The 26606-nt window shown below is 65.6% G+C and carries 21 protein-coding genes and 1 tRNA gene; 9 read left to right on the forward strand and 13 right to left on the reverse strand.

What is annotated here, in order from left to right:
- The first annotated feature begins 29 nt into the window (after positions 1–29).
- Positions 30–932, forward strand: a complete 903-nt coding sequence (locus GTZ99_RS12790) for a LysR family transcriptional regulator (RefSeq protein WP_161719490.1) — start codon at positions 30–32, stop codon at positions 930–932.
- 57 nt (positions 933–989) lie between these two features.
- On the opposite strand, the gene GTZ99_RS12795 is transcribed toward GTZ99_RS12790, so the two are convergent.
- Positions 990–3260, reverse strand: coding sequence for an arylsulfatase (locus tag GTZ99_RS12795; RefSeq protein ID WP_320076682.1), 2271 nt, complete (start codon positions 3258–3260; stop codon positions 990–992).
- Positions 3261–3523: 263 nt separating this feature from the next.
- Between GTZ99_RS12795 and GTZ99_RS12800 the strand changes: the two genes are divergently transcribed.
- Positions 3524–4144, forward strand: coding sequence for a nuclear transport factor 2 family protein (locus GTZ99_RS12800; protein ID WP_161719494.1), 621 nt, complete (start codon positions 3524–3526; stop codon positions 4142–4144).
- Positions 4145–4185: 41 nt separating this feature from the next.
- Here the strand turns inward: GTZ99_RS12800 and GTZ99_RS12805 are convergent, their stop codons facing one another.
- From GTZ99_RS12805 to GTZ99_RS12820, 4 genes are all read right to left on the reverse strand, one after another.
- Positions 4186–4674: a nuclear transport factor 2 family protein gene (locus GTZ99_RS12805; protein ID WP_161719496.1), complete on the reverse strand. Its 489-nt coding sequence runs from the start codon at positions 4672–4674 to the stop codon at positions 4186–4188.
- A gap of 77 nt (positions 4675–4751) precedes the next feature.
- Entirely contained in the window at positions 4752–6821 is a 2070-nt protein-coding gene (locus tag GTZ99_RS12810) for a PQQ-dependent dehydrogenase, methanol/ethanol family (protein ID WP_161719498.1), read from the reverse strand.
- A complete protein-coding gene (locus GTZ99_RS12815) occupies positions 6814–8130 on the reverse strand; it encodes an MFS transporter (RefSeq protein ID WP_161719500.1) in 1317 nt (438 codons plus the stop codon). Before GTZ99_RS12815 ends, GTZ99_RS12810 begins: the two co-directional genes overlap by 8 nt.
- A gap of 81 nt (positions 8131–8211) precedes the next feature.
- The gene (locus GTZ99_RS12820) at positions 8212–9168 is read right to left on the reverse strand and encodes a helix-turn-helix domain-containing protein (RefSeq protein WP_161719502.1); all 957 of its coding nucleotides are present in this window, start codon (positions 9166–9168) and stop codon (positions 8212–8214) included.
- A gap of 204 nt (positions 9169–9372) precedes the next feature.
- Here GTZ99_RS12820 and GTZ99_RS12825 point away from each other — a divergent pair, with 204 nt between their 5' ends.
- From GTZ99_RS12825 to GTZ99_RS12850, 6 genes are all read left to right on the forward strand, one after another.
- Positions 9373–10836 (forward strand): aldehyde dehydrogenase family protein, encoded by a 1464-nt coding sequence (locus GTZ99_RS12825; protein WP_227711330.1) that lies wholly within the window; start codon positions 9373–9375, stop codon positions 10834–10836.
- Positions 10836–11276: a DUF3237 family protein gene (locus GTZ99_RS12830; RefSeq protein ID WP_161719504.1), complete on the forward strand. Its 441-nt coding sequence runs from the start codon at positions 10836–10838 to the stop codon at positions 11274–11276. Before GTZ99_RS12825 ends, GTZ99_RS12830 begins: the two co-directional genes overlap by 1 nt.
- Complete coding sequence (locus GTZ99_RS12835) at positions 11276–11728, forward strand: DUF3237 domain-containing protein (RefSeq protein WP_161719506.1); 453 nt, start codon at positions 11276–11278, stop codon at positions 11726–11728. The genes GTZ99_RS12830 and GTZ99_RS12835 overlap by 1 nt, the downstream gene beginning before the upstream one ends.
- Entirely contained in the window at positions 11728–13326 is a 1599-nt protein-coding gene (locus tag GTZ99_RS12840) for a GMC family oxidoreductase (protein ID WP_161719508.1), read from the forward strand. The genes GTZ99_RS12835 and GTZ99_RS12840 overlap by 1 nt, the downstream gene beginning before the upstream one ends.
- A gap of 15 nt (positions 13327–13341) precedes the next feature.
- Complete coding sequence (locus GTZ99_RS12845; protein WP_161719510.1) at positions 13342–14031, forward strand: nuclear transport factor 2 family protein; 690 nt, start codon at positions 13342–13344, stop codon at positions 14029–14031.
- A gap of 228 nt (positions 14032–14259) precedes the next feature.
- Positions 14260–14335 (forward strand) — tRNA-Val (locus GTZ99_RS12850).
- A gap of 10 nt (positions 14336–14345) precedes the next feature.
- Here GTZ99_RS12850 and GTZ99_RS12855 read toward each other — a convergent pair.
- The 6 genes from GTZ99_RS12855 to GTZ99_RS12880 all read right to left on the reverse strand — a co-directional run bounded on the left by GTZ99_RS12855 (position 14346) and on the right by GTZ99_RS12880 (position 22533).
- Complete coding sequence (locus tag GTZ99_RS12855) at positions 14346–15677, reverse strand: anti-phage deoxyguanosine triphosphatase (protein ID WP_161719512.1); 1332 nt, start codon at positions 15675–15677, stop codon at positions 14346–14348.
- A 65-nt stretch (positions 15678–15742) separates the two neighbouring features.
- A complete protein-coding gene (locus GTZ99_RS12860; RefSeq protein WP_227711367.1) occupies positions 15743–16249 on the reverse strand; it encodes a MarR family winged helix-turn-helix transcriptional regulator in 507 nt (168 codons plus the stop codon).
- 246 nt (positions 16250–16495) lie between these two features.
- Positions 16496–18073, reverse strand: coding sequence for a DUF4139 domain-containing protein (locus GTZ99_RS12865; protein ID WP_227711331.1), 1578 nt, complete (start codon positions 18071–18073; stop codon positions 16496–16498).
- Between the two features lie 11 nt (positions 18074–18084).
- Entirely contained in the window at positions 18085–19608 is a 1524-nt protein-coding gene (locus tag GTZ99_RS12870; RefSeq protein ID WP_227711332.1) for a DUF4139 domain-containing protein, read from the reverse strand.
- Between the two features lie 307 nt (positions 19609–19915).
- On the reverse strand, positions 19916–20854 hold the full coding sequence (locus GTZ99_RS12875; protein ID WP_227711333.1) for a winged helix DNA-binding protein: 939 nt from the start codon (positions 20852–20854) through the stop codon (positions 19916–19918).
- A gap of 389 nt (positions 20855–21243) precedes the next feature.
- Complete coding sequence (locus tag GTZ99_RS12880; RefSeq protein ID WP_161719517.1) at positions 21244–22533, reverse strand: adenylosuccinate synthase; 1290 nt, start codon at positions 22531–22533, stop codon at positions 21244–21246.
- Between the two features lie 339 nt (positions 22534–22872).
- Here GTZ99_RS12880 and GTZ99_RS12885 point away from each other — a divergent pair, with 339 nt between their 5' ends.
- A complete protein-coding gene (locus GTZ99_RS12885; RefSeq protein WP_161720029.1) occupies positions 22873–23718 on the forward strand; it encodes an alpha/beta hydrolase in 846 nt (281 codons plus the stop codon).
- A gap of 16 nt (positions 23719–23734) precedes the next feature.
- On the opposite strand, the gene GTZ99_RS12890 is transcribed toward GTZ99_RS12885, so the two are convergent.
- Together GTZ99_RS12890 and serA are read right to left on the reverse strand one after the other, a co-directional pair.
- Positions 23735–24874, reverse strand: coding sequence for an ATP phosphoribosyltransferase regulatory subunit (locus GTZ99_RS12890; RefSeq protein WP_161719519.1), 1140 nt, complete (start codon positions 24872–24874; stop codon positions 23735–23737).
- A 90-nt stretch (positions 24875–24964) separates the two neighbouring features.
- Positions 24965–26548 carry a phosphoglycerate dehydrogenase gene (gene serA / locus GTZ99_RS12895; RefSeq protein WP_161719521.1) on the reverse strand — a complete coding sequence of 528 codons (1584 nt, stop codon included), beginning with the start codon at positions 26546–26548 and terminating at the stop codon, positions 24965–24967.
- Positions 26549–26606: the final 58 nt, after the last annotated feature.

Here is a 26606-nt window from a genome sequence, read left to right on the forward strand (position 1 = left end):
GTTTATACGATATAGGCAATAGGCTATATATGACATTCACCTTTCGCCAGCTCGAAATCTTTGTGGAAGCCGCTGCGGATGAGAATTTCCGCATCACGGCCGAGCGTCTGGGCATCAGCCAGCCATCCGTCAGCAATCACATCACCGCGCTGGAGAACAAGGCCGGCGGCCAGTTGTTCGAGCGGAGGCGCGGGTCGGCGGCGCGGCTCTCGCCCTTTGGCCGCGATATGCTGGATCAGGCACGGATGCTGCTGCGCGAGTCGCGCAAGATGCCCGACCATGGCCAGCGGCAGGACCCCTCCTATACGCTGCGGGTGGCGGCTGGAGCCTATCTTGTCGATTACTGCATCCGCCCGTCGCTGGCGCAATATTACGCCGCCGGTAACCTGCCCAACATCGAGCTGATACCCGCCTTCCCCGGCAACGAGATGGTCTCGCTGTTGCGCAGCGGCCGGGTTGATCTGGCCTGCTATACCGGACGGCCGATCTCGTTTCCCGACGTGGATTGTGAAGTGCTGCGGCGGGTGTCGGTGGGGCTGTATGGCACCCCGGCGCTGGTCGCGCCGCTGGAGGCCGATATCGCGCGCATCAGCGCCGCGCCGATCATCATGCTGCCCGTGAGTGCGCCCGCGAACGACTGGATGCTCAACACGCTGACCAACGCGGGCATCTATCCCCGGCTGGTGGCCGCGCGCGCGCAATTCGTCGATGTGCTGACCGAACTGGTGGTGCAGGGTGTGGGTCTGGGCCTACTGTTCGACGAGGAAGGGTTGCCGCTGGCCGAAGCAGGGCGGCTAGTGCGCCTGCCGCTGGAGTTCGACCCCGGCTTCCGCGTCATGCTGACACGTCGGGGCTTTCGCGATCCGCGCGCCAAGGGGGCTGTCGCGCATGTTCGCAATGCGTTACTTTCCCCCTCGCGCCGGGCGGATTAGCCCCCCCCCGCGACAATGGGGCAGACCGGCATCCGCCCCGCCCCATGCTGGCCGCCATCAAGGAGTGGCAATCGTCACATGGGCAATGGTGCAGCCACAGGCGCGCGGCCCGCTGCGATCGTCAATTGCTGGCTGCCCGACAAAGGCCTGCCCCGCCATGATCCGGATCACGCGCGGCGTCTCCTGCGTGGCCACCACCGTGCCATCGACACTCAGGCGGATTTGCGCGCCTTGCGTGGCGGGGGCAAAGGCCACCTCCAGCACATGGCTGCCCGGAGCCAGTGCGGCAGGCGCCCGCAGGATCCGGCGCTCCTGCTCCCGGCCGGTGGGGTTATAGGTGAAGACCGGCACGCCGTTCTCCAGCGCCAGCCCATATCCGGCAAAGCGCGTGCCCTGCGCGAAGACCGGGCCGCTGGCAGCGCCCGCCGCGACATTCAGGCTCACGCGGGCTTGCCATCCGGGCACCAGATCGGGCCATTGCTGCGCGGGCAAGCGCGTCTCGCCCGGATAATAGGTGCGGCTGCGCGCCGCGCCCAGCCCGGCCGGGCGCAGATGCGGATTGATACGGGCAAAGAAATCCGCCGACAGGGGATAGACATGGTTTCGCCGCGCCGCCACGTCAAAGGCGGCACGCAATTGCGCCAGCTTTGCCGGGAATTGCGCGGCAACATTCCGGGTCTGGGTTGGATCAGACCGCAGATCATACAGCTCCCATGGCGTTTGCATCGGGTTGGTATGGTTGGGCTCCCACGGGTTCCAGTTCACCGCTGTCCCCGCCAGCCAGCCATCGCGATAATAGGCCCGGCTGCCCAGCATCTCGAAATATTGCTCGCGGTGGCGGCTGGGCGCGCTGGGATGGTCAAAGGTATAGGTCAGCGAAATGCCATCGATCGGCTGTTGCCGTACCCCGTCCACCTGTGCGGGCGGGGTGATGCCAATGGCCTGATAAATGGTCGGCGCGATATCGATCACATGACCGAACTGGCTGCGCATCGCCCCCCGGTCGCGGATGCGGCGCGGCCAGGAAATCACCATGCCATCGCGCAGGCCGCCCAATTGCGAGGCCACCGTCTTGCCCCAGGGATAGGGCGTGTTGGTGGCCAGCGCCCAGCCCACCGGATAATTGCCGAAAGTGTTTTCCGAGCCAATCTCGTTAAGGCGCGGCATGGTATCCGCGTCATTTTCCTGAATGCCCGCAAAGGTGGCATAGGCATTGATGCTGCCTGCATATGTGTGCAGCGCGGCACCATTGTCCCCCTGGATGAAGATCACCAAGGTGTTGTCCAACTGCCCGCTCTCGCGCAGATGCGCAATCACCCTGCCAAACTGGTCATCCATATAGGCCAATTGCGCGGCGGCCACTTCCATCATGCGGGCATACAGGCGCTTCTGGTCTGCGCTCAGGCTGTTCCAGCGGGGCACGCCAGCGGGCATGGCGGGCAATTGCGCTGAAGCCGGGATCAGCCCCATCGCCTTTTGCCTGGCAAAGGTCTGTTCACGCATCGCGTCCCAGCCGCCATCAAACTGCCCACGGAACCGCTCGATCCACGCCTGCGGCGCCTGTTGTGGATCATGCATGGCGCCCGGCGCGTAATACAGAAAGAACGGCTTGTCCGGCTGGACGGCATGCTGGCTGCGCAACCATGACAGCATGTGATCGGCCAGATCGCGGTCGAAATGATAGCTGCTGTCGGCCGGATCGCGCCGGACGGGATTGCGGTTCTCGATCAGATCGGGATTGAACTGATCGGTGGCCGCCGCGTTGAAGCCATAGAAATAGTCAAAGCCCATGCCGTTGGGCCAATGTTCGAATGGCCCCATCGGCCCACCTTCCCACGGGGGCGTATTGTGGTTTTTCCCGAAAAAGGCGGTGTTATAGCCATTGCCGTGCAAGACCCGGCCCAGTGTGGCCGCGCTGGCCGGCATCACCGAGGTATAGCCCGCTTCATCCACCGACACATCCGCGATCGAGCCGGAGCCTACAGCGTGATGGTTGCGCCCGGTCAGCAGCGCGGCGCGGGTGGGGGAACACATGGCGGTGGTGTGGAACTGCGTATAGCGCAGGCCCATCGCCGCCAGCGTGTCGAATGTGGGCGTGGGGATCGGCCCCCCAAAGGTGCTGGACGCCCCAAAGCCGACATCATCGGTCAACACCAGCAGCACATTGGGGGCCCCCGCCGGTGCGGTGGGCACGCGGGGATAGTGCCGCCATACCTTGGGTGCCTGCGGTGACGCCGATGGCGGGACGGATGGCTGCGCCGGTTGCGCGGCCCAGCCCCACGCCGCATGCACCATCATTGCCATCGTCAGGGCCGAACCAACGGCCACTTTTCCCAAACCCAGCCCACAAGACAGGCGCAAAATGGCGGATGATCGGCGGCGAACTGCCGGCTGGTGCATGGTCTTCTCCCGGAATGCATCTGATTTGGCCCGTGATTGCCCGCCTTCCGCCGCGACAAGCAACGCCGTGAAGCGTTATACGTAATAGCCCAAAGGCTATATACTCTCCGGCCGCGCATGCAGGCTCAGACAAGCCGATGCACGACGGAAGGGGGTAAGCTGCCGGTTCGAAGCGAACATAGGGGAGAGATATGGACGAGAGGATCGATCAATTGGCGCAGGCGGTGGCCGACCTGCGCGCGCAACTGGCCACCGCCCAGCGCGCCGCCGCCAAGGCCGACCATTATGTCGAGATCTGCAACCTGCAGGCGGCCTATGGCTATTACATCGACAAGGGCCGGTGGGATGACGCGGCCGACCTGTTCGCGCCGGACGCGACGCTGGAACTGGCCGGGCGCGGGGTCTATGTCGGGCAAGAGCGCGTGCGCGCCTATTTGCACCACCTGCCGCCCTATGGCCACGGCGTGCTCTACAACCACATGCAATTGCAGCCCGTGATCCATATCGATGTGGACGCCGGCACCGCCAAGGGCCGCTGGCGCAGCTTCATGATGGTAGGGGCGCTGAACGCCGAAGCCCGCTGGGGCGAGGCCACCTATGAGAATGAATATAAGCTGGTCGATGGCCAATGGCGCATCGCGCTGCTGCACGGCTATATGAACATCTATACCGAATTCGATCAGGGCTGGAACAAGGGCGGGGTTAAACTGCTGCGCTCGATCGATGGGTTGCAGGCCGATCTACCCCCCACGATGCAGTATGAGGCCTATCCCGAACCGGTGATCGCCCCCTATCACTACGACAAGGTGTGAAAGGGCCATGCGGGGGCGGCATGAGCGCCCCCGCACAGCGCCTACTTTTCCATGCGGTTGGGATCGAAATGCTGCATGGCCGCGCTTTTGAGCGCGGGATCCCAATGTTCGGCGATTTTGCCGTTCTCGATGCGGTACATGTCGAACCATGTGGTGCGATAGGGATGCCCGGCCTCGTCGCGCATCGGGCGCTCGGACATCACCAGCACATGGTTGCCCTCGGCAATGATGTTCAGCATCGGCAACACGATACGGTCTTCCAGCGGGCGCGCCGGGCGCGATCCGCGCAGGAACGCCGCCAGCGAATCCCGCCCAGAGGCAACATTGGGATTATGCTGGATATATTCGGGGGTGAAATAGGCCTCCACCCGGTCGGCATGGCCGCCCTGCACGATCTCGCGGTACATGTCCCACACCAATCGCTTGTTTGCGGCCAGCCGGGGATCGGGGCTGTCCAGCAGGCGCAATTGCGCCTCACGCGTGGTGACGGCCGCGCTGGGCGGCATGGGCGGCGGGGATTGGTCGGGCATGGGTCGATCCTGTGCAAAGGTGGGGGCCGTGGCCGTCATGGCCCAGACCATCAACGCAAGACAAAAGGCGTGGCGTCTCATTTCTGCGGTGCTCCTGCCAAATCCTCATAGCTGCGGCGGGCCAGATAGATGCGGATCGCGTCCAGATCGGCGCGCGTCAGCTGGCCCGCAAAGGAAGGCATGCCGCGCGGCGCCAGCGCCCCGTTCAGCACGATCTGCGGAAAGGCATCGCTCATCACCAGCGGCGACTGGCGCAAATCGGGATAGGCCCCCGCGCTGACCGCGCCCGCCCCGTGGCAACGCAGGCAGAACCGGCCATACAGCCCGTCGCCGCGCGCATATTGGGCGTTGATGGCGGGCGCGACATCAATGATCGCGCGCGGCGGCGGGCCAGAGGGCGCCACCAGCGGCGGCAGCTTGGCCTTACCATCCAGCGCGAACACCAGCAGGCGGTTGGGGCCGATCGTTTTGCCCGCCTGCAACGCCATGACGCCGCCCGTCAGCGGCCAGCCGCCGCCCCAACCGGCCATAACCGCCACATATTGCGTGCCCTGCAACCGATAGGTGATCGGCGGGGCCAGCACGCCCGTTTGCGCCGGGAACGACCACAGCACCCGGCCCGTGGTGTCGTCAAAGGCCTGCAATTGCCCGGCCGTATTGCCGGCAAACACCAGATGCCCGCCCGTCGCCAGCACGCCGCCGTTAAACGGCGCGACCTGTTTGACCCGCCATCGTTCGCGCTGGGCCACCGGGTCCCACGCGATCAGATAGCCCTTCATGCCCGAATAGAGCGCGCGTGTCGCCGCCGCGTCCATATGCCCGCCGCCCGCCATCGCCACGCCCGAGGTATAGGCGCCCACCACCTGCTTTTCCGCATTGGCCGGGGCATAGACCATGCCCACATCCTGTGCCGGAATATAGACCAGCCCGGTCTGCGGGCTGAAGGCCATCGGCGGCCAGTTATGCGCGCCCCCCGAACTGGGGAACTGGAACCGCGCCTGTCCGGTCTGGTAATAGCGCGCCTGCGGATCGATATCGGGCCGCCCGCTGTGCGGATCGATCCCGCGCGACCAGTTCATCGGCATGAACGGCTTACCCGACAGGAACTGCCCCGTCCGCCGGTCCAGCACATAGAAATAGCCGTTCTTGGGCGCCTGCATCAACACATCGCGCGGCGTGCCGTTGATCGTCAGGCGCGCCATCACCATGTTTTGCGTGGCGGTATAGTCCCAGCTGTCGCCCGGCACTTCCTGATAGTGCCAGACATAGCGCCCGGTATCGGCCCGCAGGGCGACAATTGACGAGAGGAAGAGATTGTCGCCCTGCCCGGCCGACCGCATCCCGTGGTTCCACGGGGAGCCATTGCCGGTGCCGATATAGATCAGATCGCTTTTCGGGTCATACTCGATCGCGTCCCAGACGGTGCCGCCCCCGCCATAGCGCCACCATTGCCCCGCCCATGTCTGCGCCGCGCGCGCCATCACCGGATCAGAGGCGGCATGGTCCACCCTGCCCGGCTTTGGCGGAACGGTATAGAACCGCCAGCGCAGCCGCCCGCTGCTGCGGTCATAGGCACTGACATAGCCGCGCGCGCCGAATTCGGCCCCGCCATTGCCGATCAGCACCATGTCCTTGACCACGCGGGGCGCGCCGGTGATCGTGTAATTCACCGCCAGCGGATCGGCCTGATCGACCGTCTGCGTCTGCCACAAGACCTGCCCGCTGCGCGCGTCCAGCGCGATCAGGCGGCCATCGATCGCGCCCAGATAGACCTTGCCATCGGCCACCGCCACGCCGCGCGACACCGGGCCGCAACAGCCCCGCGCCGTTGCCGCGCGCACATCAGGGTCATAGCGCCACAGCCGGTGGCCATCGCGCGCATCCAGCGCCTCGACCACGTCATAGGCCGACACCACATACAGCACGCCACCCACCATGATCGGCGTGGCCTCCTGCCCGCGATCGGTTTCCAGATCATGCGCAAAGGCCAGCCCCAGCCGCCCAACATTGCCCCGGTCGATATCGGCCAGCGTGGAATAGCGCTGAGCATCGGGGCCGCTGTGGCTTTGCCATTCGACATCGGGCGCACTCTTCTGGCAACCGCCCAGCGCCAGCACCAGCGCCAACAGGGTCAATGGTTTACGCATGGGCTGCCTCCCGCATTGCCGACGTGCCGCGCGTGGCCATCGCCAGCAACACGCCACCCACCACAAAGAACAGCGAAAAGGCCGCGATCGACCATTGCAAACCACCCGCAGAGGCCGCCGCGCAGGCCGGACTGGCCGCCACACCGCGCGCGCAATCGGCGGCAAAACCGCCCACCCCGCCATACAGCGCCTGTGACAGCACATCGCTGAGCCGCCCCACCATCGGCGGGCCAAAGCCCTGACCGACCATATGGATGATCACCAGAAACAGCGCCGATCCCGTAGCGCGGCTATAGCTGTCCAGATGGCCGTGCAATGTGGCGATCGCCGGGCCCATCGCCATGTAGAACCCGCAAGAGCCCACCAGCATCAGTCCCACCGCCACCGGCAGCACGCCCGAAGCCATGCCCAGCAGGAACAAAGGCACCCCCAGCCACACCCCGGCCGCCGGCACCCACAGCATCCGCCCAGCGCCACGCCGCGCGGCCCATTGCGCGCCATAGCCCCCCGCCAGCGTCCCCACCATCGAGGCCACGCCCGAGATCAGCCCGAACATCAGCCCGGCCTGCGCGGTATCCATGCCGAAATGTCGTGAAAAGAACGCGGGCAGGAAAGTGTTCACCCCATAGCTGCCCAGCGAGATGCAGGCGACGCCCGCCACGATCAGCGACAGCACCCGGCTGCTGCCCATCAGGCGCAGCACGGCCAGCGTGCCGGGACGCGCGGCGGTTTCGGGGGCCATGCGCGCGGGCTCTTTCAGCCACAACAGGCAGATCACCCCGATTCCCCCCCCCACCAGGCCAAAGGCATGGAACGTCGCCCGCCAGCCATAGGCCTGCGCAATCGCCCCGCCCGCAAACGAGCCAAACAGCGCCGCCAGCGGCACGCCCAGCATGAACAGGGAAATGGCCGAGGCGCGCCGTTCAGGCGGATACATGTCCGAGATCATCGAATGGGGCGGCGCCTCGGTCGCGGCGCTGCCCACCGCCATGCCCAATCGGCACGCCAGCAGTTGCGCAAAACTGCCCGCCTGCCCCAACAACGCGGTAAAGCCCGACCCCACCAGCAGAAACAGCGCCGTCAGCCGGGCGCGGTTGGTGCGCTCGGCCATGCGGGCGATCGGCACGCTGGCCATGGCATTGACAATCGCAAAGGCCGTTCCGCCCAACAGGCCGATCTGGAAATCGTTGAGCAGATAGTCCGCCTTGATCCGTTCAGCCACCAGCGCGACCAGCACACGGTCGATAAAGCCAAACGCATTGAGCAGCGCCAGCAGCAACACCGCGACGCGGCGTTGGGTGGTGGTCATGGGATCCTCTCCTTTTGCGACGGCGATGGCGGCGCGACATGTGCCCGTTCATAGCCACAGCAAAGGCGCCGGAATTGTCGGTCAGCGCAGATTTGTGACTGACCGCGCAATCGCTGCGGGAGAATGGGCGTGTTGGCGGTACTCACGCGGGGTCTGGCCAAAGCGCGCCTTGAACGCGCGGCTGAAATGCTGGGAGTCGGCAAAGGCCCACATATGCGCGATTTCCGTCAATGACCGCCCCGCGAGCGCCGGATCGGTCATGTCGGATCGACACGCCTCCAGCCGCCGGTCCCAGATCAGGCGCGCAACGGTCTGCGCCTCCCCCTCGAACAATTTGTGAATGGTGCGTTTGGAAAAACCAAAGGCGCGCGCGATGCTCTCCACCCCCAGATCGAAATCGGCCAGATGACGGTCGATATAGGCCATCACCTCGGCGCGGCGCTCCTCGCGCTGGTCGCGCAGATCATCGGCCAGAACCGCACGGATCAGCATGTCGGCCTGTTGCACGACATGGCTGCCGATCTGCGCCCGCTCGGCCTCGACCAGAACGCCGCCCGCGTGAATGGCCGCCGACGAGGTCGCGTGCAGGACATGCGCCAGCCCCCGCGTGAACGGGCGCGACATCCGCCACCATTCCACCGGATGATCGGGCCGCGACAGCACGCTGCACGGCAGTGTCAGCGTCAACTGGCGCGAATGGCGCGGCGCATCCAGCACAAAATCCATGTCCTTGCGCACGGCGCACCACTGGCCGGGCTGCAAGGTCTGGGTGTGGCCAGCTTGATGCACGGTCGTACAGCCATCCTCCTGAAACAGGAATTTCAGCGCGGCGGGCGCATGTTCACGCGCATTGTGGCGCTGCTCGACCCGGTGACTGCCCATCGAGACCAGACACAGCATGGCCGGACCAAAGGTCCCGCCCCGCATCGAGGCCTCGCGGTCGTCGGTGAACTCGACCAGCGGGGCCCGTGTCAGCGCGCTCCATTGACGGCTGCGCTCGCGACGGGTGGCCGCGCGCGTGGTAAAGACTGTCAGCATAGCCTCTCTCGCCGCAGGGTCTCGCGTCCCCCGCTCCTTGTTTCGCCAAGGCTATCCTTGCTTGCCCGCCTTGGCAAGGCGGACGCAAGCAGCCCAAGGCCCAGCCATGCGCGCCGATCCCCCTTGGTGCACTGTCAGGCAAGAAGCGGTGGCGCTCTGGCGTTAGATTTCGGGCCTGCTTCTGAAAAAGGGCCCGTCAACGCCATGCGCGACATCGAGAAATTTCTGGACGACATGTCCTGCGCGCCTGCGCAATTCATCGGCGGCGAATGGGTGCGTGCGAGCTCGACTTTGACGGTCGAGGATCCCTCGACCGGAGGCCAGATCGGCCAGATCGGTGCGGGCGACGCGCAGGCGGTGGACATGGCCGTGCGGGCCGCGACAGACGCCATGGCCCCGCGCCGCTGGGGTCCGGCGCAAAGGCAGGACGCGCTGTTGGCGCTGGCCCGCGCGATCGAGGAACAGGCCGCGATCCTGACGGTGCTGGAATCGCGCGACGCGGGCAAGCCGATCTTTGCCACCAGCCACATCGACATCCCCGCCGCCGCTGCCGTGCTGCGCTATTACGCCGGCTGGGCCGCGCGGTTGACGGGCGAAACGGTGGAGCTGGCGGGGCCGGGTGACGGTGTCGGCTATGTCCTGCGTGAACCGGTGGGCGTGGTGGGCCAGATCATCCCCTGGAACTATCCGTTGATGGGCGTGGCGTTCAAGATCGGCCCGGCGCTGGCCACGGGCTGCGCCTGCGTGCTCAAACCGTCCGAACTGACCTCGCTGTCGGCGCTGTGGCTGGCGCGCAGTCTGGAGCGCTGTGGCGTGCCCGCGGGCTATGTCAACATCGTTACCGGCACCGGCGCACAGGCGGGCGCGGCGCTGGTGGCGCACCCGGACGTGGCCAAGATCAGCTTTACCGGGTCAACCGCCGTGGGTCGCCAGATCGCCGCGCAGGCGGCAGGCGCCTGCAAACGGGTGACGGTGGAACTGGGCGGCAAATCGCCGGTGATCGTCATGCCCGATGCGGATCTGGACCGGGCGGCGATGGCGATTGCCATGAACATCTTTTCACATTGCGGCCAGACCTGTTCGGCCGGATCGCGCCTGATCGCGCATGAAAGCGTGGCCGATGATCTGGCCCGCCGCGTGGCACATATCGGCGCATCGATGCGCATGGGGCCGGTGGATGATCCCGATACGCGGCTGGGCCCGGTGATTTCGGCCATCCAGCGCGGGCGCATCGCGGGCCATGTCGACGCGGCGCTGGCGGCGGGCGCGCGGGCGCTGTGCGGCGGGGTGGTCCCGGATGGGCCCGGCTATTACTATCCCCCCACGGTGCTGTGCGATGTCACCCCCGACATGAGCGCCCTGCGCGAGGAGATCTTTGGCCCGGTGCTGACCGTCCAAAGCTTTGCCTCGACCGATCTGGACGCCATCGCGGCCATGGCCAATGACACGCCATATGGCCTGGCCGCCTATGTCTGGACAGGCAATCTGGCATGGGCGCAAGGGATGGCACGGCGCATCCGGGCGGGCAGCGTGCGGATCAACGCGGGCGGCGGCGGTGACATGGCGCTACCCTCGGGCGGCATGAAGATGTCGGGTTTTGGCCGCGAAAACGGCCGCGCGGGCATCGAGGCCTATACCGAACTCAAATCCGTGGCCATGTTGGCCTGATGCGCGAGACCGCCATGACCGATTGCACCGCCCCCACCCCGTTCCTGACCCCGGCCTATAGGCTGTGGCTGGATCGCGCCGCCCCCGCCACCATCGGCACCATCGCCACCGGAGGCCTGCGCCGCATCACCACCATGCGCGACGGACATCTGTCAGGCGACGGGCTGGACGCGCGCCTGGTCAGCGGCAGCGAGACCGAGCTGACCCGCGCCAACGGCCTGACCATCGTCGAGGCCAGCTATGTGCTGGATTGCGGCGGCACGCTGCTGCGCGCCTTTGGCACCGGTTTCCGCAAAAGCGCGGAGGACTTTTCCGGCCTGCGCCTCTCGCTGTTGTTCGAGGCCGCGCAGGATGGCCCGCTGGCCCATCTGGCCACCCGCGCCTTTGTCGCCGAACAGGCCGATGGCGATGACACCCTCTCCATCCACAGGATCGACTGATGCGTCTGGAATTTGCCATGGAAATGCGCCTGTCGCTGGGCGAGCGCCACCATATCCATGTGGCCGATGGCTATACCCGCGGGGCAGTGCTGATTTCAGGCGGCAGTTTCGAAGGGCCGGGCCTGCGCGGGCGGCTGGTGCCGGGCAGCGGGGGTGATTTTCCGATGGTTCGTCCCGATGGCGGCGGCCGGTTTGAATCGCAATATCTGATGCAGACCGACGATGGCGCGATGATCCTGAAACGCAGCACCGGCGTGCGTCATGCCCCGCCCAACGTGGTGGCCGCCCTGCTGGCCAAACAGCCGGTCGATCCGCAAAGCTATTACATGCGCATGACCCCCCGTTTCGAGGCGCCCGAAGGCCCCTATGGCTGGATGAACGAGACGCTGTTTGTCGGCGTGGGGCAGCGCAATCCCGAAGGCTCGATATTCCGTTTCTGGAAAGTGGTGTGATGGAAAGGTTCGACTATGTCATCGTGGGTGCGGGTTCGGCCGGTTGCGTGCTGGCCGCGCGCCTGTCCGAAAATCCGCAAACCCGCGTGCTGTTGCTGGAAGCGGGCGGCAGCGACCGGCGGATGGATGTGCAGATCCCGCTGGCCGTATCAAAACTCTGGCCCAATCCCGATCTGACATGGGGTTTCCTGTCCGAACCAGAGGCCGAACTGGACGGGCGCTGTTTGCCGGTGGCGCGCGGACGGATGCTGGGGGGCACGTCCTCGCTTAACGGGATGATGGCCATTCGCGGCCATGCGGCGGATTATGACGGCTGGCGCGACATGGGCCTGCCGGGCTGGGGCTGGGACGATGTGCTGCCCTGGTTCCGCCGTCTGGAAAGCCATTGGCGCGGCGATACGCCCCAGCACGGGGGCAGCGGGCCGCTGTCGGTGCAGGCGCATCCCGCGCCCAGCCCGCTGTATGACCACGCCGTGCAAGCAGCCCGCGCCATGGGTTTCCCGATCACGCAGGATTTCAACGGCGAACGCACCGATGGCTTTGGCATGCCCGATTTCACCATCCGCGACGGGCGGCGCCACAGCACGGCGGATGCCTATTTGCGCCCGGCAATGGGTCGGCCCAATCTGGAGGTGCGCACCGGCGCGCTGGCCACGCGCATCCTCATGACCGATGGGCGCGCCACCGGCATCGCCTATCGCCAGCATGGGGCCGAGCACACCGTGCAGGCCGCGCGTGAAGTGGTGCTGGCGGGCGGAGCGATCAACTCGCCGCAACTGCTGATGCTGTCGGGCATTGGGCCGGGGGCGCATCTGGCCGACATGGGCGTGGCGGTGCAGGTGGACAGCCCCGATGTGGGGGCACATTTGCAGGATCACCCCGGCGCGGGGATGGAGTTTGATCTGGCCCCGCATCTGGCGTTTGAGAACCAGTTGCGGCTGGACCGCCTGCTGGGTTGGGCGATGCGCTGGTTTGCCCGCAAAAACAGCATTCTGGGCGCGCCGCCGCTGGGCATTTCGGCCAATGTTGCGTCGCTGCCGGGCAATCCGCAGGTCGATCTGCATTTCCTGCTGGTGCCGCTGGCGATGGAATCGCGCGTGTGGATGCCGCCCTTTGTCCGCCCGTTTGGCGCGCGGATGGGGGCGATGTGGTCATTGAACTATCCCAAAAGCCGGGGCCGCCTGTCGTTGCGCAACGCTGATCCGGCGGCGCATCCGCGCATCGCGTTCAACCTGTTGTCACATCCCGATGACCGGGCAGCGATGGTGCATGGCTGCCGCACGCTGCTGCGCCTGCTGGAACAGCCCGCGCTGGCGCAGGTGGTGGGTCCAATGCGCCGCCCCCATGGTCCGCTGAACAGCGACGCGGCGATTTTGGCCCATGTCCGCGCCACCGGGGCGACAGCCTATCACCCGTCGGGCACCTGTCGCATGGGGGGCGATGCCGGATCGGTGGTGGATGGGCAATTGCGCGTGCGCGGGGTCGATGGCCTGCGCGTGGCCGATGCCTCGGTCTTTCCCTGCCTGCCGGGCGGCAACACCAACCTGCCGGTGATCATGGTCGCCGAACGCGCGGCCGATTTCCTGAACAAGGGCTAGAACAAGGAGAGGATCATGTCCGACATCGACGAACTGAAGGCCGAACTGGCGCAATTGCGCGACCGGGTGGGCATGCTGGAGGATCACAACGCGATCCGCCGTCTGCATTATGCCTATGGCTATTACACCGACTATAACCGGGCCGAGGATCTGGCCAATCTGTTTGCCGATGATGCCGAGATCATCTTCCTCTCGGGCATCTATCGCGGCAAGGAAGGCGCGCGGCGCCTGTATGGCGACTGGTTCCAGCAGTTCTTTACCCAGGGGCAGGTCGGGCCGGTCTATGGCTTTTTGCTGGACCATTTCCAGATGCAGGACATCATCACCGTCGCCCCCGACCGCCAAACCGCCAAGGGCCGTTTCCGCGCCGTGCTGTTTGGTGGCAACCACGAGAGCCGCGAATATGCGCCTCCGGGCCTGCCCAACCAGTTCTATGAGGCGGGCATGTACGAGAATGACTATGTGCGCGAAGACGGCGTGTGGAAGATCAAACGGCTGGACTATGTCGTGCAGTGGCAGGCCGATTACGAAAAGGGCTGGTACGGCACGGTAGCGCATCTGCAGCCGCTGACCACATGCTTTCCCGAGGACCCGCTGGGCCCGGACGAACTGATCGAGAACCACCGCCAGACCTGGCCCTATCGCCAGAATCTGGAAATGCACTATGCCCATCCGGTGCTGGGCAAGGCGGTGGGCGGGCTCTGACCTCGTGGTGACGGGACATGCGGCGTGTCGCCGCCGCTGTCCCGCGACACGGGCCGGGCTGGGCCGATACCGGCCCTTCTTCTTGGCGGGTGCCCGATTGCCTATTGCCAATCCGGACGTTTCGAGGCAAAGGCCCCGAACCACCGGGCGCATGGCCAAGACCGAGGCGCCCCACACCATTTATCCGGCCTCCAATCCTCCGGATAAATGGCGGTATATCATGGGATTGGGCGGTTAGCTCAGTTGGTAGAGCATCTCGTTTACACCGAGAGGGTCAGCGGTTCGAGCCCGTTACCGCCCACCATTTTTCACAATTACAACCGGTCAAACACCGATCCCATGCGCGGGCTGAACAACCGCTCATAGGTTTTGAGCAGGTGGGCATCCGTCATCGCCGCGATCGTGTCGCACAGCACACGCGGGTGGCCATCATAGCGCGCCTGCACATCGCGCGGCAACAGGCGCACCGGATCGGCGGCCAGCGCCTCGAACACCGAGACGACCATCGCCTGCCCCTTGAACTCCAGATGCTGCACCTCTGGGCTGGTGATCACCTGATCCACGACAAAGCCCTGCAACACATCCAGAAACGCCCGCTGCGGCTGGGCCACGGCCACGCGGTAGCGCAACAATGGCTCGGCAAATTCGGGATGTTCCACATAGGTGATGGCGGTCAGGAAATGGTGCACCAACCGCCCGATATAGCGTTTGCGCGTGCCTTCATCGCCAAACAGGCCGTCGATCATGTGGGCGGCGACATCATTGGCGCTCTCGCCCGGATATTTGGCCTTCATCGCATCCAGAAACGAAGGGCATTTGTCCTGCAACGCCGCCGCGAACGCCTCACGCGTGACCAGCCCCAACGCGATGGCGTCCTCCAGATCATGCACGCCATAGGCGATGTCATCGGCCGCATCCATGATCGCGCAATCCAGCGATTTATGCCGCGTGCGCGCGTGATGGCCCGCGCGCGGGGTGATCGCGGTAAAGGCGTCACGATCAGCCGGCGACAGCGGATCAAGGATCCAGTCCACCACATCGCCTTCGCCATCCAGATAGCATTTGGGCGGTTTGCAGGCGTGGGGATCAATCACCCGGATGGTGGTGGGGCCGGTCATCAGCGCGGGGGTAATTGCAGGGTTGCGCACCGCGCCATAGGCCGCCGGATATTTCAGCACGCCCAGCATCGTGCGCCGCGCCAGATTGGCGCCCGCCCGCGCCGAAAACTTTTCCAGCCGGGCCAGAATGCGCAAGGTCTGGCCGTTGCCCTCGAACCCATCGTGGTCGCGCATGCAGTAGTTCAGCGCGATCTCGCCCCCATGACCAAACGGCGGGTGGCCAAAATCATGGGCGCAACCAATGGCATGGATCGTCCCGCGATCAGGCAGCAGCGCGGTGGCGGGATGGTCGGGACAGTTTTGCGCCAATTGCCGAACGATCCCGCCAGCGATCTGCGCCACCTCCAGACTATGGGTCAGACGGGTGCGATAGAAATCGCTGTCGCCCAGATTCAGGATCTGCGTCTTGCCCTGCAACCGGCGGAAACTGGCCGAATGGATTACACGGGCGTAATCGACATCACCAATGTCGCGGGCGTCTTCGGCTTGCGGGTTCCAGCTTTCGCGGCGGGCATTCCAATATTGCATCGCCGCGTGATAGCGCAAATCGGGGCACCACCGTCAAGCGCGGCGGCAGTTATCCCCCGCGCCCATTATCCCCCACGCATTGCCCCTTGCAGCTTCTGCAAGATCTGCAACGCCATGCGGAATTCGGCATCGGTCAGCACATTGCTGAACGCGTTTTCCATGCTGAACACACAGGCCCGCGCCTCGGCCAGCTTTTGCAGGCCGGCGTCGGTGATGAACAGGCCCTGCGCGCGGCGGTCACTCTCGATGCTTTCCAGCCGCAGCAAATCCTTGCGCGTCAGGCTGGCGATCATCTGGTGGATGGTGGCGCGGCGCATGCGGAACATGCGGGCCAACTGGCTTTGCGTGATGCCGGGGTTCACCTCAACCAGCCACAGGATCGAGGTCTGCTTGGGCGTCAGTTCGATCAGCCGCAGCGCGGGGTCCAGGTCGAACGAGAGCGCGGCATAGGCCGTGCCAAGGTTATAGCCCAGCAGCATGTCCAGACCATTCATGTTGATCTGGCCGCAATCGCTGCCCTCTACCGGATCGGGGGCCGCATCCAGTACGCCGACCCCGCTCAGCCCGGCCATGGTTGTCACCCGCGTGTCCAGTTTCAGCTCCTATACCTTGTGCAAAAAAACTATTATCAGCGATACCTGTTTGGTGCCTGCACGTTCACACCTTTTTGCGCAAGCGAAATCGCCACCGCTCCGGCACATAGTTTCACCCCGCGTAACGCCCGCAAATCCGGGGTTATCGCGATTGATGCAAACGTTGCCACTGCAAATTTACATAGTTACAGAAGCTTAGCCCTTGCCCCTGCATTGCGCCACCGATCAGCTGGGCGCACGCGCGGCAAAACGCAGTTGCACCCGGCCATGTGCTGGCACCGTCACCACCCACAAAGGCAGGCCATTCTTGCGCCCCAGCCGGGCCGAACTGGTGACGATCCGCTCTCCGGCAAACAGGGGCACGCGCCCCTCAAACCGAATCGGCCAAGGGTTGGCATTGGTCAATTCCGCCCGCACATCGCGGCGGCCCGGCGCAGGCTCGGCCGCACGTACCTGCAACGTCACCTTCTGGCCATCGGCCACCTCGACATCGATTTCCTCGCCCTGCGCCTTGTCGGCCATGCTGCCTTCACCTGCCGGGAAAGTCGCCCCACGCACCGGCTGCCACACGCTGACCTTGCCCGCTGGCAGCGCCATGCCCAGCCCGTCCGCCTTGCGGTTGTGCAGCCGCACGGCCACGCGCGGGTGCAATTGTGTGTCGCCAAACACATCGGCCTTGTACAGCAATTGCAGCTTTACCGGCCGCGCCGCTATCAACGCCACCTGCTTTTGCGCATGGGCGGCCACCGTGGTGGGCATCGGCACGCGATACAGCTTGAGATCGCCCAAGGCCTCCTGACGGACCGTCACGGGCTCCACCCTTTTGCGCGCGGTAGCCGTCACCATGATGTCGGCCATCATCGGCGCGGGCATCGCCATCACCGGGACGGGCGGCGGCGGCGGTACAGGGACCAGTTCGGGCCGCCCGCCACGCACCGGATAGATCCCGCAGCGCATCACCAGATCGGGCGTTTCCACCTGCGCGCCCCGCTGGGTCTCCATGTTGGGCCGCCCGCCGATCACCACCGTCTGCGCAGCCGGAAAGCTGGTGGAATCGCTGCTGGCCAGCGTCACCCACGCCGTCATTTCGGCGCTGCGCGCGCCGGGGGCCAGCTTCAGGACATAATGCGCCTGCCAGTCAAAACCCCACGCCAGATAGGACAGGCTCACCCGCGCCCGCGCCGCACGGGGCGCATCGACCGCCACCGACAAGGTGGGCCGCGCGTTCAGCCCCTGCGGCAAGCCGTCATATACCAGTTGATCCTTCTGCGGCCCGCAATCGGCGATTTCAAACCCGGCGCGGGTCTGGACAATCGCCGCACCATCGGGCGCGCTGCGGATAATCGCGGGCTCTTCACGCGTGGCGCCGGTCTTGGGATCGATCCGGCGCAATGTCACCGGACGGCCAAACGCCCCGCCATACAAGCTGTGGGGGGACAGCAGCGCCGCATCCAGATTCTTTTCCCGCACACCCGCCGGCAGGCCCGCGACCAGCGCGCTTTCGGGCAACATGCCCGCGGCCACGCCTTCGAACCGCAGAACCGAGCGACCAGCAGGGATATCCACCACCCGCGTTTCAGTGATCAACGCATAGCCGCCCAGAAACGACAGCTCCATCGCCGCATCCGCGCCCCGGTCCGTGTCACGATACACGCTGACAGCCACACTGTCGGGCGCGGCGCTGGTCACCACCGGCCCAGCCGCCCCCATCGCCGTGGGTGCTTCGCGGGGCGTATCGGCCCACGCCACCCCCTGCCCCAGCCCCGCCAACAGGGCCATTGCGGTCCAGCCCGGCGCGCGCATCATCCCCACCCTCAGAACGAGGTGTCGATCTGCGCGGTCAGGCTCACCTCGCCATGGGCGGGGACGGTCACCTTCCACACGCGCTCGTCCAGGCTCTGCTGCTTGCCCGGCACGCTTTCGGCCGAGACGCGGGTGTCGTTCCACATCCCGCCAAGGCCTGCCTGCACCACCTCAACCGTTACCGGCTGACTGCGGGCATTGGTCAGCTTGTACCGCATCTGCGTGCGCCAGAACACGCGCGTCTTTTCCACCGTCACCTGTCGCGCCACGCCATCGCGGGTGATGCGATATTGGCCCACTCGCTCCCACTCGGCACTGTCGATCCGCTCGCGCTTGTCCACCACCGGCTGGATCTTGACGTCAAACGCATCGCCCGTTTTCAGCACTAGAGTCGATCCGGCGGGGGTGTGGGCAATGTTGTCCTCACCGATGAACTGCGGCTGACCGCTGGCATCGCGCATATAGACCCGCACCGCGCCCGCCGGCAGCGCGTTGCCCAGCGCCCCGCCCACCGCATTGTCAAACCGCAGCACGCTGGCAAAGCTGGCCGCTTCGTCCAGCCCGCCCAGCCCCGCATTGCGATACCAATAGGTTTTGGCCGCACTGACCGCTTTGGCGTCCAGAAAGGCGATCTGCTTTTGCTGCGCATTGGCCAGCGTGGTGCGGCCCGCGATGGGGTAGATGTGGAAATCGCCCAATTGCTCACCATCGCCGCCGCCGGTGCCCACCACGCCCGCCGGGCGGCGCGGGCCATAGCGCATGGGCTGCGCCTCCTCCCCCACCGATCCGGCCACCAGCATCAGCCGCGCATCGGCAAAACTCGTGCCGGTGGTGTTGTTCAGCGTGACCCAGCCTTGCAGGTCCAGCTTGCCCTGCGTCTCGTCATACAGCGCGACGTAATCCGCCTTCCAACTGAACCCCCGCGAGAGATAGCTGAGCGTGGCGGGCCGCGATCCGCTTGCCGCTGCGTTCAGCCGCACCGAGAGTGTCGGCCGCGCCTTGAGCCCGTCAGGCAGACGGTCGAACACCAGCCGCGCATGCATGTCGCCCAACACCTCGATCCGGCTGCCGATCTGCACCAGCGTGCCGTTGTTGTTGGCAAGGATCCGTCCCCGCTCCACCGTTTCGGCGCCGGTACCGGGATTGGTGCGGATGATCGTCACGTCCTGCCCCACGCCCTTGTCCACCAACCGCTCGGGCGAGAGCAGGTCATAATCAAAATTCTGTTCCACCACGCCCGCGCCCGGCACCGAGAGCGTCACCGTCTCCGGCCGGATCTGGGCCGAAACATCGGCAAATTCGGCCACGCTGATCCCGCCCGACAGGTTCAACGGGCGGCGGTCCTGAATCAGCGCCAGATCGTTGTTATAGATGGTAATCGCCACATCGCCCTGCGGCGTAGCCACCACCGGCACGTCGCGCGCGGCAGCCTGCGCCGCGCCACTGCCAAACCCGATCGCCAGCGCCGCCGCAAAAGCACCACGCGCCCTGCGCTGGGCCGTAAAACCCGGCCGTGCCTGAACCACTGCCCGCATCTCTTCCGCTCCCCCTGTGTCCGGTGCTCAAACGCCCGGCATTGGGGGCCGGACGCCGCGCGACAGGCCTGACCACGGCGCCTCTGGCCCGCGCGGCATGATATCCGCCCGAAACCTGTGGCAACCGCTGCCGGGCATGCTGTCGCACTGCAGCCCGGCCTGATGCCTGACATTAGGGCCCACCCGGCTGAACCGCCACTGAATTCCCAAACGCCATTTCGCATGCCCCCACCATGTCCATACAAAGACTGGCCGCGTCGAGGCCATCATGGGCATCAACGCGGCCATCGGAGCCGTGGGACGCGGATCAAATCACCCGCGCATTGGCCCCCAGTTCGGCGAAATAGGCCGACATGGCATCGGCGGCCTTGTCCGTCAGCGTGATAAAGGCGCGGCGGCGGTCGGTCTCATCCTCGATCCGGCGCAGCAGGCCCGCCTCGGTCATCTGGCCGATCCAGCGCAGCGCGGTCGTGGGCGGCACACCCGATGCGATGCACAGGCTGGTGACCGACACCTTCGCGTTCTCGGCCTTGGCGGCGGTCAGGTCCAGCAGCATGTCCCATGCCGGATCGGCAAACAGGTCGACCTCGAAAAAGCGGGCGCGCATCTGGCGCTGACGGATCAGTTTGCGCACCATGCGCGGGTCGGGCAATTGCGGGCGGGCGGCCTTTTCCGCCAGCTCCGTGCCGGCGCGCGCGCCATCAAAGCGGAACGCCGAAGGTGCCTGCGCGGGGGCCGGCGCAGGCGCGACAGGCGCGGCCGTGCTGGCCGGCGTGCCACCGATGCGGTCCATCCGCTCGGCCATCTGGGTCACCTGCTCGGTCAGGCGCAGCAGCATGATGCGGTCCTGATCGGACAATTCGCGCACCTTGCGCCCGGGCATCCGCGTCATCACCTGACCCAGCGCGACCAACCGTTCCGCCCGGCTGGGCGCTACCAGAATCTGCGGCTCGCACTGATCCAGACAGCCAAACACATCATCCAGCGCGTCCACGCTGGTCGACACGATCAGCTGCGCCCCGGCCCGCGCCGCGCGCATATCCAGCCGCGAGAGCGCCGCCATCGCCCCGCCATCCACCTGCGGGCAATCCAGCAACACCACGTCGCCCAGCGGATGGGCCTCATTCGTCAGCAGCGCCGCCACCGGATCATCGCCCAGGATGCGCAGGCCCGCGCCCTCACCATCCTCGCGCAGTTCATGGCGTTGATGTGCCCTGTCGGCAAATACAGATGCGGTCAAACGCATCCCCGACACGTCATGACCCGCGCCACCATAAGAAAAGTCAGCAGTGTTTTCTGAAAAAGCGGCGAATTGAACATTCGACATCGGCGTAGCCCTCCCGGCGATTGCTCCGTGAATATGCGTAAAGGATAGAACAAAACGCGTTCGCGTCAATACAGACGGGGAACAAACATTAAACATAGAGTGTGCATTTGTCGAAGTTTCACTCCGCATCGGACGAAAGGCGATCCTGCGGATTTTACGTGATTTTCCGTAACAAATGCCTCGTCCGCACCCACAACCCCACCAGAATTGATCCAAAACGGAAGCACCCGCCGTCCACATGCGGAACGGCGGGTGCCCTATATCGCCCGGCGTGATTCGCGCCGGGAACGGATCAGACCGGTTTTCGATCAGTCCTGAAACGGATCGCGCACCAGAATGGTGTCTTCGCGTTCCGGGCTGGTGCTGACCAATGCCACCGGCGTTTCGATCAGTTCCTGCACGCGCTGGATATATTTGATCGCCTGCGCGGGCAGATCGGCCCACGAACGCGCGCCAGCGGTCGTGCCCTGCCAGCCGTCCATTTCCTCATAGATCGGCTCGACCTCGGCCTGATCGGCGGCATGGCTGGGGAAGTAGTCCAGCACCTTGCCATTCAGGCGATAGCCGGTGCAGATCTTCACCTTGTCAAAGCCGTCCAGCACGTCCAGCTTGGTCAAAGCGATGCCGGTCACGCCCGAAATGGCGCAGGACTGGCGCACGATCACCGCGTCAAACCAGCCACAACGGCGCTTGCGGCCCGTGACGGTGCCAAATTCATGCCCACGCTCGCCCAGACGCTGGCCGGTTTCATCCTCCAGCTCGGTCGGGAACGGACCCGAACCAACGCGGGTGGTATAGGCCTTGACGATGCCCAGCACGAAACCGGTCGAGGACGGACCAAGGCCCGAACCCGAGGCCGCGGTGCCGCTGACGGTGTTCGACGAGGTGACGAACGGATAGGTGCCGTGATCGACGTCGAGCAGCACGCCCTGCGCGCCTTCGAACAATACGCGGGCGCCCGCCTTCTTCACCGTGTTCAGACGTTTCCACACCGGCTCGGCAAATTGCAGGACAAAGGGGGCGATCTCGCGCAGCTCGGCGATCAGTGCGGCGCGGTCGACCGGCGGCTGGCCAAAACCGGCGCGCAGGGCGTCGTGATGGGCGCACAGGCGGTCCAGTTGGGGGCCGATCTCGTCCAGACGGGCCAGATCGCACACGCGGATCGCGCGGCGGCCAACCTTGTCCTCATAGGCCGGGCCGATGCCGCGCCCGGTGGTGCCGATCTTGCCAGCGCCAGCGGCCGCCTCACGCAGGCCATCCAGATCGCGGTGCACCGGCAGGATCAGCGGGCAATTCTCGGCAATCGCGAAGTTCTCGCGGTTGATGGTGACGCCCTGACCTTCCAGCTTCTCGATCTCGGCCTTCAGCGCCCACGGGTCCAGCACCACGCCATTGCCGATGATCGAGAGCGTGCCGGTGACAATGCCGCTGGGCAGCAGCGAGAGCTTGTACACCTTTTCGCCCACGACCAGCGTGTGGCCAGCGTTGTGGCCGCCCTGAAAACGTACCACCACATCGGCGCGGCTGGCCAGCCAGTCGACGATCTTGCCCTTGCCCTCGTCGCCCCACTGAGCGCCGACAACGGTCACATTTGCCATGGATAGAATCCCTCACCCTGCCAAGTAAATCCAGAAGCGCCCTTCGACAGGACTCGGCGCAGCGGATGGGACAGATAGGGCGCACAGGCCCCGTGTTTGCGCCGGGCGCGTTAGCCACGCCTGCCCCGCGCGTCAAGCCGGATTGCAGCGCCGCACCAGCGCGGCACGCCCCTGACCACCCATCGGTTCATCGCCCGCACAGCTTTCCCGCGCTACCCTTCCCCCGTCTGAAGGCCGTCAGGAGATCAGGTGGTGCGAACAGGATATGCAATCGCGGGGGCCGCGCTGGCCGCCGTGACACTGGCCAGCAGCGCGCAGGCCGAAGGGCCATTGCGCCAGATGCTGCGCGAACGGATGGCGCAACGCATGGCGGCGATGGATCGGGACGCCCCGCGCGCACCCGCGCCCACCACAATAACCTATGGCAACGATCCGGCGCAGGTGATGGATGTATGGCCCCAGCCCGGCGCCACGGCCCCAGTGCCGCTGGTGCTGTTTGTCCATGGCGGCGGCTGGCAACAGGGGAACAAGGACAACGCCACCGGCAATTGGAAACCCACGCATTATCTGGGGCAGGGCTATGCCTTTGCCAGCATCAATTACCGGCTGGTGCCACAGGCCCGCGTCGAGGATCAGGCCGCCGATGTCGCCGCCGCGCTGGCCCGGATCATCGCGCAGGCCGACACGCTGAAGATTGACCGGCGGCGCATCGTGCTGATGGGCCATTCGGCGGGCGCGCATCTGGTGGCGCTGGTCGGCACGGATGAGCGCTATCTGAAGGCGGCGGGGTTGCGCTTTGCCGATGTGGCGGGCGTGATCCCGGTGGATGGCGCGGCCTATGACGTGCCGCTACAGATGCGTGACGGACCGCAGATGATGCAAAAGGTCTATGCGCAGGCTTTTGGCGATGATCCAGCGCGGCAGGCGGCATTGTCGCCCACGCTACAGGCCGCGGCGCCCAACGCGGCGCGTTTCCTGATCCCGCATGTGCAACGCCCCGATGGCATCGCCCAAAGCGAAGCACTGGCCAAGGCCTTGCGCACGGCGGGCAGCCAGGTCGATCTGGCCAGCATTCCGGGCGAAGGGCTGACCGGCCATATGGAGATCAACCGGCGCATGGGCGATCCGGCCTATGCCGCCACGCCCATCGTCGATGGCTGGTTGAAACAGGTGTTCGGGCAATAAACCGCGCGGGTGCGGATCAGATCCGCACCGCCTCGCCATTCTGCAACACATGGGTGCAACCCAGCCGGGCCGCGTCACAGCAATCGCCCAGCGCCGCGACAGTACGCATGCCGATGGCGCGCAGGCGGGCGGCGGCGGCCACGTCATGCCCCACCGGCAGGAACACCGCATCACGCGCCGGTTCCTGCGCGGCCAGCGCGTCGATCAACGGATCGGGATAGAGCGAGAAGCCCACCGCCGGTTCACCCGCCCCATCATCGGCACCAACAATGCGATAGGATCCGCCACGGGCCACCGCGCCGCGCACTCCGTCGGCAAAGATGGTGAAGCCAAACCAGCTTTGATATTCAAAGCCATGCCGCTCAGTCGGGTCCAGCGTCAGGCGCGCCACATCGGCCAGTCCGTTGGCGGCCAGATGATCGGCGATCTGACGCAGGGCGGCGATGCGGCCATCCAGCACGCCGCCGACCTCCAGCGCCGCCAGACGGTCAATCGCGGCGGCGAACGGGCCGGTGGCGTGGATCAGCGGCAAATAGGCCTCGCCGCCCGCAGCAACCAATGCGCCCGCGTCCTTCGCATCCAGTTCGCGGCGCACCGCGTCCACCGCATCGGCGGCCAAAGGCCAAGGGCCAGTGGCCAGCGTGTCGATCAGATCGGGCAGGGTGAAATCAACGCTGATCCCCGTGGCGCCCGCCGCCTGCAAGGCTTCGACCGCGATGGCCACCAGTTCACCGGCGGCGACAACGCCATCATGGCCGATCAGTTCGGCACCGATTTGCAACCGTTCGCGGGTGGGGTCCAGCCCGTCACCCTTGATCGTCACCACCTGCCCGGCATAGGCCAGACGCAAAGGCCGCGCGGCCGCCGCCAGACGGGTGACGGCAATGCGCCCCACCTGCGGCGTAATATCACTGCGCAGCGCCATCATGCGCAAGGACGCGGGATCGACAAAGCGGAACATCCGGCGCGAACTGATCCCGGCCATGCGGCTGGCCAGCGATTCCTCGAACTCGATTCCGGGGGGCTGCACACGGTCGTACCCGTGCACATCCAGCACATCCATGATCGCGCGCGTCATGCGCGTGGCGGCAGCCGTGGCGCTGGGCAGCCGGTCTTCAAGGCCTTCGGGCAGCAGATCGCGGGTCGGATTGGTCATGGCGGCCCTTTAGCGAGCGTTGCACGATAAGGAAAGGGCGGGAAAGCATCTGCCTTCCCGCCCCGTTTGTTTCCGTCTGGTCCTGATGGATCAGAACGCCAGAGCCTTGACGGTCTTGACGCCCGGCAGCTTGCGCGCGGTGTCCAGAACCGGGCCTTCGACCGGGTTGTCGACCGAGAGCAGCAGCACGGCTTCGCCACCGGCTTCACGACGGCCCAGGTTGAAGGTGCCGATGTTGATGCCGTTTTCGCCCAGCAGGGTGCCGATGCGGCCGATAAAGCCGGGGGCGTCCTCGTTGACGATATACATCATGTCGCCGTCCAGCTCGGCCTCGACCTTGATGCCGAACAGTTCGACCAGACGCGGCTGAGCGTTGCCGAACAGCGTGCCGGCGACCGAGCGGTCACCCTGCGAGGTGTGGACGGTGACGCGGATCAGCGTGTGATAGTCGCCTTCGCGGTCGTGGCGGATTTCGCGCACGTCCAGCCCGCGCTCCTTGGCCAGGAAGGGCGCGTTGACCATGTTCACGGTCTGCGAATAGACCTTCATCAGACCAGCCAGCACAGCGCCGGTGATCGGCTTGGGGTTGAGCTGGGCAGCAGCACCCTCGACCTCGATGGCGATCTTGGTCAGGTTGTCATGGGCCAGCTGGCCCACCAGCGAACCCAGCTTTTCAGCCAGCGCCATATACGGCTTCAGCTTGGGGGCTTCCTCGGCCGACAGGCTGGGCATGTTCAGCGCGTTGGTGACGCCGCCGGTGGTCAGGAATTCGGCCATCTGCTCGGCCACCTGCAAGGCCACGTTGACCTGCGCTTCGGTGGTCGATGCGCCCAGATGCGGGGTGCAGATGAAGTTGGGCGTGCCAAACAGCGGCGATTCCTTGGCCGGTTCGGTGGCGAACACGTCCAGCGCGGCGCCGGCCACATGGCCCGAGTCCAGCATGTCCTTCAGCGCGGCCTCGTCCACCAGACCACCGCGCGCGCAGTTGACGATGCGCACGCCCTTCTTGGTCTTGGCCAGATTTTCGCGGCTCAGGATGTTCTTGGTCTCGGACGTCAGCGGCGTGTGCAGCGTGATAAAGTCCGCCTTGGCCAGCAGCGTGTCCAGATCGGCCTTCTCGACGCCCATTTCCACGGCGCGTTCCGGCGTCAGGAAGGGGTCGAATGCGACAACCTTCATGCGCAGGCCCAGCGCGCGGGCAGCAACGATCGAACCGATGTTGCCAGCGCCGATCAGGCCCAGCGTCTTGCCGGTGACTTCCACGCCCATGAAGCCGTTCTTGGGCCACAGGCCAGCCTGTGTCTGGGCGTTGGCTTCGGGGATCTGGCGGGCGACGGCAAACATCAGCGCGATGGCGTGTTCAGCCGTGGTGATCGAATTGCCGAACGGGGTGTTCATCACCACCACGCCCTGCGCCGAAGCGGCGGGGATGTCGACGTTGTCGACGCCGATGCCGGCGCGGCCGATCACCTTCAGGCGGGTCGCGGCGGCCAGGATTTCCTTGGTCACCTTGGTCGACGAACGGATCGCCAGACCATCATAATCGCCGATGCGGGCGATCAGCTGTTCCGGGGTTTCGCCGGTGATCACATCCACATCACAGCCCATGTCGGCAAAGATGCGGGCGGCATTGGGGTCCATCTTGTCGGAAATGAGTACGCGGGGCTTGGTCATGATAAAGCCTTCCTTGCGTGCCGAAATCGGCAGTCATGTGGGGGAGTGGGGCGGGCGC

Source organism: Novosphingobium ovatum, assembly GCF_009909235.1.
Taxonomy (GTDB): domain Bacteria; phylum Pseudomonadota; class Alphaproteobacteria; order Sphingomonadales; family Sphingomonadaceae; genus Novosphingobium; species Novosphingobium ovatum.

Excerpts from the sequence above, each read along its gene's own strand:
- GTZ99_RS12790 (WP_161719490.1), top strand. The coding sequence starts at position 30 with ATGACATTCACCTTTCGCCAGCTCGAAATCTTTGTGGAAGCCGCTGCG.
- GTZ99_RS12800 (WP_161719494.1), top strand. The coding sequence starts at position 3,524 with ATGGACGAGAGGATCGATCAATTGGCGCAGGCGGTGGCCGACCTGCGC.
- GTZ99_RS12805 (WP_161719496.1), bottom strand. The coding sequence starts at position 4,674 with ATGCCCGACCAATCCCCGCCGCCCATGCCGCCCAGCGCGGCCGTCACC.
- GTZ99_RS12810 (WP_161719498.1), bottom strand. The coding sequence starts at position 6,821 with ATGCGTAAACCATTGACCCTGTTGGCGCTGGTGCTGGCGCTGGGCGGT.
- GTZ99_RS12815 (WP_161719500.1), bottom strand. The coding sequence starts at position 8,130 with ATGACCACCACCCAACGCCGCGTCGCGGTGTTGCTGCTGGCGCTGCTC.
- GTZ99_RS12820 (WP_161719502.1), bottom strand. The coding sequence starts at position 9,168 with ATGCTGACAGTCTTTACCACGCGCGCGGCCACCCGTCGCGAGCGCAGC.
- GTZ99_RS12825 (WP_227711330.1), top strand. The coding sequence starts at position 9,373 with ATGCGCGACATCGAGAAATTTCTGGACGACATGTCCTGCGCGCCTGCG.
- GTZ99_RS12830 (WP_161719504.1), top strand. The coding sequence starts at position 10,836 with ATGCGCGAGACCGCCATGACCGATTGCACCGCCCCCACCCCGTTCCTG.
- GTZ99_RS12835 (WP_161719506.1), top strand. The coding sequence starts at position 11,276 with ATGCGTCTGGAATTTGCCATGGAAATGCGCCTGTCGCTGGGCGAGCGC.
- GTZ99_RS12840 (WP_161719508.1), top strand. The coding sequence starts at position 11,728 with ATGGAAAGGTTCGACTATGTCATCGTGGGTGCGGGTTCGGCCGGTTGC.
- GTZ99_RS12845 (WP_161719510.1), top strand. The coding sequence starts at position 13,342 with ATGTCCGACATCGACGAACTGAAGGCCGAACTGGCGCAATTGCGCGAC.
- GTZ99_RS12855 (WP_161719512.1), bottom strand. The coding sequence starts at position 15,677 with ATGCAATATTGGAATGCCCGCCGCGAAAGCTGGAACCCGCAAGCCGAA.
- GTZ99_RS12860 (WP_227711367.1), bottom strand. The coding sequence starts at position 16,249 with ATGGCCGGGCTGAGCGGGGTCGGCGTACTGGATGCGGCCCCCGATCCG.
- GTZ99_RS12865 (WP_227711331.1), bottom strand. The coding sequence starts at position 18,073 with ATGCGCGCGCCGGGCTGGACCGCAATGGCCCTGTTGGCGGGGCTGGGG.
- GTZ99_RS12870 (WP_227711332.1), bottom strand. The coding sequence starts at position 19,608 with ATGCGGGCAGTGGTTCAGGCACGGCCGGGTTTTACGGCCCAGCGCAGG.
- GTZ99_RS12875 (WP_227711333.1), bottom strand. The coding sequence starts at position 20,854 with ATGCGTTTGACCGCATCTGTATTTGCCGACAGGGCACATCAACGCCAT.
- GTZ99_RS12880 (WP_161719517.1), bottom strand. The coding sequence starts at position 22,533 with ATGGCAAATGTGACCGTTGTCGGCGCTCAGTGGGGCGACGAGGGCAAG.
- GTZ99_RS12885 (WP_161720029.1), top strand. The coding sequence starts at position 22,873 with ATGCTGCGCGAACGGATGGCGCAACGCATGGCGGCGATGGATCGGGAC.
- GTZ99_RS12890 (WP_161719519.1), bottom strand. The coding sequence starts at position 24,874 with ATGACCAATCCGACCCGCGATCTGCTGCCCGAAGGCCTTGAAGACCGG.
- serA (WP_161719521.1), bottom strand. The coding sequence starts at position 26,548 with ATGACCAAGCCCCGCGTACTCATTTCCGACAAGATGGACCCCAATGCC.